The organism is Ruegeria sp. BHSA123 (assembly GCF_059613425.1).
Window position 1 is genome coordinate 1 of sequence record NZ_JBXWSL010000127.1, and the last position, 4,466, is coordinate 4,466.

The window sequence follows — 4,466 nt, forward strand, 5'->3', positions numbered from 1 at the left end:
CCCTGTTCGCGCACAGACCACACAAGGAGAAATCGCGGCCCAGCTAAAGGTATCGCCCCCCGATAGTGGCGAGCCGATGGAAGCCATCATGGCCGATTTCGAACAGATCGTGATGCCGGGTATTACTCATTGGCAACACCCCCGGTTCTTTGCCTATTTCCCGGCCAATGCAGCGCCCCCGTCGATGCTGGCTGAAATGCTGGTGACCACAATCGCGGCGCAATGCATGTTATGGCAGACCTCGCCAGCTGCGACTGAAGTCGAAGGTGTCATGGTCGATTGGCTGCGGCAAGCGCTTGGATTGCCGGAAGGTATGACCGGAGTTATTCAGGACAGTGCATCATCAGCCACGTTGTCGGCTGTGTTGACAATGCGGGAACGGGCAACAGGGTTTACCGGCAACCGCGAAGGCCTGAACGCCAAGGGCGCGCTGCGCATTTACTGTTCGGATCAGGTGCATTCGTCGATTGATCGGGCTTGCTGGGTTGCGGGGATTGGTCGGGACAATCTGGTGAAACTGCCTACAGGTGGTCCGACCTTTGCGATTGATGCAGGGGCTCTTGACGCCGCAATTCAGGGTGACATCGCGGCTGGGTATGTGCCTGCCGGTATCATTGCAATTACGGGCGGTACCGGGGTTGGGGCCTGCGATGATCTGGTAGCGGTCGCTGAGATTGCGCAAAAATACGACCTCTACACACATCTAGACGCGGCCTGGGCGGGGTCGGCGATGATCTGCCCCGAGTTTCGTGAGGCCCTTTGGCCCGGGGCGGACCGTTACGACAGCATTGTCTTCAACCCCCATAAATGGATGGGTGCGCAGTTCGATTGCGCGATCCAGTTTCTGCGGGACGCCGCGCCACAGCTCAACACGCTTAAGATCGAACCGGAATACCTCAAGACCACTGGGGCAGAGGTGACGAATTATTCGGAATGGACCATCCCCCTGGGTCGACGGTTCCGGGCATTGAAGATCTGGTTCTTGTTGCGATCATACGGTCTCGACGGGTTGCGGGACCGTATTCGCAACCATGTGCTCTGGGCCAATGAACTTGCAGAAAAGATCGGCGCGATGGAGGGGTTTGAGGTCACCACCGGCCCGATCCTGAGCCTGTTTTCCTTTCGCTGTCCTGGGGATGACGCCGCGCAGCAGCGGCTGGTGGATGCGCTGAATGACGATGGCAGAATTTACTTGACGCAAGGCATGTTCGATGGCCGCAAGATCATCCGCTTTCAGGTTGGGCAATTCGACACATCCCGCGATGACGTGCTGATGGCCGCGGATGTCATCCGCGATGTCTGGGAGAGCCTGCCATGAAATTCGCAACGTTAAGTGTTGCAAGGGATACCGTCTTTCGCGCGATTACCTAGGATGGTGCGATCACTCTGAATGGTGATTTCCCCGAGTTTTCCAGCCCGTATGAGGTTATCGCCACAGGTGAGTTTGCCCAAACTGAAGACTAAGAAAACCGAACCCGCACCCTCTCGTTCTGATTGAGGGACCACCGGGGGGAAGGTCAGATGTTCAAACGGCTGGTGCCGCAGAGTACTTTCTTGAATTGAACAGATCAAACATGTCGGACGAAGAGGTCATGGCAGCGAAACGGCTCTTTTTGGACAATCTGAAGGTGCGCAAGAAGTAAAAAGGTGGCCGCGCGCTCGCCGCTGTCGCGGTCTTTACTGGCGCGCCTCAGGATAGCCGACCAGTCTGACCTGAGATTTCAGAATAACACACGTGACCAGCCCCAAGCGTGTTTTCCCCAAGGGGGCACGCCTATAGCTTTTGCACACCATGCATGGTCAGGGTGCTCACCAGATCGGCATAATCCTCGCGGGCTTTGGGGCCTGCGCCGGTGTTCCACATGTAATACCAGTTTAACATGCCAAAGACTGACATCGTCGCTCCCCGAAGCTTGTCCTTGGCTCCGTCAAAAGAACCGGGGGACAACTCCAGAAGTATGTCGCGTACAAAGTTCACCAGATCAAGCTGATAGCCCCGTAGCCTTTTTTGCTGTTCCTCGGTCAGTGCGCTCATGCCACTGATCTGAACCCGGTGCTCGTCATCTGCACCCTGATAGGCAAAAAGGATCTCGCGCACTGCTTTGCGCAGTTTCTGTTCGGGGCTAAGGCCGTCCAGATCAACATTGCAAATCCGGTCCCGCAACTCACGCAAGTACGTTTCAAGGATGTCATACAGGATGGCATCCTTGCTGTCATAGTAGTGGTATATGTTTGCTTTCGAGATCCCACATTCTTTGGCCAAAAGGGTCATCGAAGCACGGTCAAACCCCTGGTCGGCAAACACTTTTGCCGCCATCTTCAGGATCTGCTCTCGCTTTTGGTCGTGGTCTTTAGCAATTGTCCGGGCCACGGCTCAGTCCTTATCGCGATTGTCTACAACGCGCTTCGCCTTGCCCTGAGAGCGTTCGACGTCGCCGGGGTCCCCTACTACAATTTCGGTTGAAACGCCAACGACGTCCTTGATCCGCTTGGTCAGCATCCGAGCAGCGGCCGTTTTTGACAGCTCGTCGGTGGAATCGGGGGAGGATTCAACAAAGACCCGCATGGCGTCCATGCGACCGGATTTATAGAGCTCGATCTGGTAATAGGGGGCAAGACCGCCCGTTGCCATGACCTGTTCCTCGATCTGGCTGGGGAAGACGTTGACGCCGCGCAGGATCATCATGTCGTCGCTGCGACCGGTGATCTTTGCCATCCGGCGCATTGACCTTGCTGTCCCCGGCAGCAGGCACGTCAGATCGCGTGTGCGGTAGCGGATCATCGGCAGCCCTTCTTTGGTCAGAGTCGTGAACACCAATTCTCCGGTTTCGCCATCGGGCAGGACTTCTCCGGTCGCCGGGTCGATGATTTCCGGCAGGAAATGATCCTCCCAGATTACAGGTCCGTCTTTTGTTTCAACGCATTCATTGGCGACTCCGGGGCCCATGATCTCGGACAGGCCATAGATATCGACGGCGTGCATGTCGAAGGCTGCCTCGACCTCGGCCCGCATCGCGTCAGTCCAGGGTTCGGCGCCAAAAACGCCAACCTTCAGCGAGCTCTCACGTGGGTCGAGACCCGCCTTGTGGAACTGTTCTAGGATATTGAGCATGTAGGAGGGTGTAACCATGATACCGTCAGGACGGAAATCGTTGATCAGATTGACCTGCTTTTCGGTTTGCCCGCCCGACATCGGGACGACAGTCGCGCCAAGGCGTTCGATCCCGTAATGGGCACCTAGCCCACCGGTGAACAGCCCATAGCCGTAGGCATTGTGCACCATGTCGCCCTTGCGCAGCCCAGACGCCCGAAGAGACCGCGCGCCAAGGTCAGCCCAATTGTCGATGTCATTCTTTGTGTAGCCGACCACTGTCGGTTTGCCTGTCGTGCCGGAGGACGCGTGCAGGCGAATTATCTCGCTGCGCGGGACTGCAAACAAGCCAAACGGATAGTTATCGCGCAGGTCGTTTTTATATGTGAACGGAAACTTTGACAGATCCGAAAGCTGCTGAAGATCGTCGGGATGCACGCCAGCCTCGTCAAAGCGCTGCTTGTACATCGGAACGTTTTCATAGGCGTGACGCACGGACCATTTCAGGCGCTCAAGCTGCGTGGCGCGAATTTCGTCGATCGAGGCGATTTCGATCGGGTCCAGGTCCGCTTTGTTGGGGGTAAGGTCTTCCATCGCGTAACTCCTCCAGTCACGAAACTATTCTTGAAAATTCTGGCCGCCAACGGCGCGGGACATGCCGCGAAATTCAGCGATCAGAGTATTGTCTTGATTGATGACGCGGACGTCGTAGATACCGCTGCGACCGGACAGGTTCACTTCTGTCGCGGTAGCCGTCAGGCGGTCACCTTTCCGTCCCGGTGCAAGATAGCTGACCATTGTATGCTGTCCCACCGTTGCAACATTCCGGCTGTTGCAGGCAAAGGCAAAAGCGCTGTCGGCAAGAGCGTGCGTGACGCCGCCATGGCAAATACCGTGTCCGTTACAGTGATGCGGTGCAACAGTCAGTGACAGGACAGCGCGCCCTTCTTCGACCTCCACAAGCTCCATCCCGAACCATTTACTGGCTTCGTCATTGGCCCACATCGCTGCCGCGGATTTTTGGGCACGTTCGTTTGGGGTCATCATCATCTTCCCTGAAAATGCGGTGCGCGTTTTTCGAGGAAACTGGACACGCCTTCTGCGTAATCGGCACTTTCCCCACAAGTTTTCATCGCGTCCGCTTCAATTTCAAGCTGATCGGACAAGGATGTGGTGGCCGCTGTTTGAATGCACTGCTTGGTCAGGCCCAACCCAAGGGTGGCGCCGTTGGAGAGTTGCGTGGCAAGAGCGCGTGCTTCGGTCATCAGCTGATCATCGGGCAACGCCTTCCAGATCAGCCCCCATTCTTCGGCCTGTTTGGCGGTTAGGGGCATTGCTGTCAGGGCCAGCCCCTTAGCGCGCGCTTCGCCCAACA

At 56.7% G+C, this 4,466-nt stretch carries 5 protein-coding genes; 1 reads left to right on the forward strand and 4 read right to left on the reverse strand.

Going from position 1 to position 4,466, the window contains the following annotated elements:
- Positions 1–1,318, forward strand: a 1,318-nt coding sequence (locus AC2FNC_RS20195) for a pyridoxal phosphate-dependent decarboxylase family protein (protein ID WP_496716472.1), incomplete at its 5' end; no start/stop codon positions are given.
- Positions 1,319–1,774: 456 nt separating this feature from the next.
- Here AC2FNC_RS20195 and AC2FNC_RS20200 read toward each other — a convergent pair.
- The 4 genes from AC2FNC_RS20200 to AC2FNC_RS20215 form a co-directional block, all read right to left on the reverse strand.
- Positions 1,775–2,371 (reverse strand): TetR/AcrR family transcriptional regulator, encoded by a 597-nt coding sequence (locus AC2FNC_RS20200; protein ID WP_480478162.1) that lies wholly within the window; start codon positions 2,369–2,371, stop codon positions 1,775–1,777.
- 3 nt (positions 2,372–2,374) lie between these two features.
- Positions 2,375–3,685: a phenylacetate--CoA ligase PaaK gene (paaK, locus tag AC2FNC_RS20205; protein WP_480478164.1), complete on the reverse strand. Its 1,311-nt coding sequence runs from the start codon at positions 3,683–3,685 to the stop codon at positions 2,375–2,377.
- Between the two features lie 24 nt (positions 3,686–3,709).
- Complete coding sequence (paaI, locus tag AC2FNC_RS20210) at positions 3,710–4,135, reverse strand: hydroxyphenylacetyl-CoA thioesterase PaaI (RefSeq protein WP_480547562.1); 426 nt, start codon at positions 4,133–4,135, stop codon at positions 3,710–3,712.
- A gap of 2 nt (positions 4,136–4,137) precedes the next feature.
- On the reverse strand, positions 4,138–4,466 hold a 329-nt coding region (locus AC2FNC_RS20215), incomplete at its 5' end, for an enoyl-CoA hydratase-related protein (protein ID WP_496716473.1).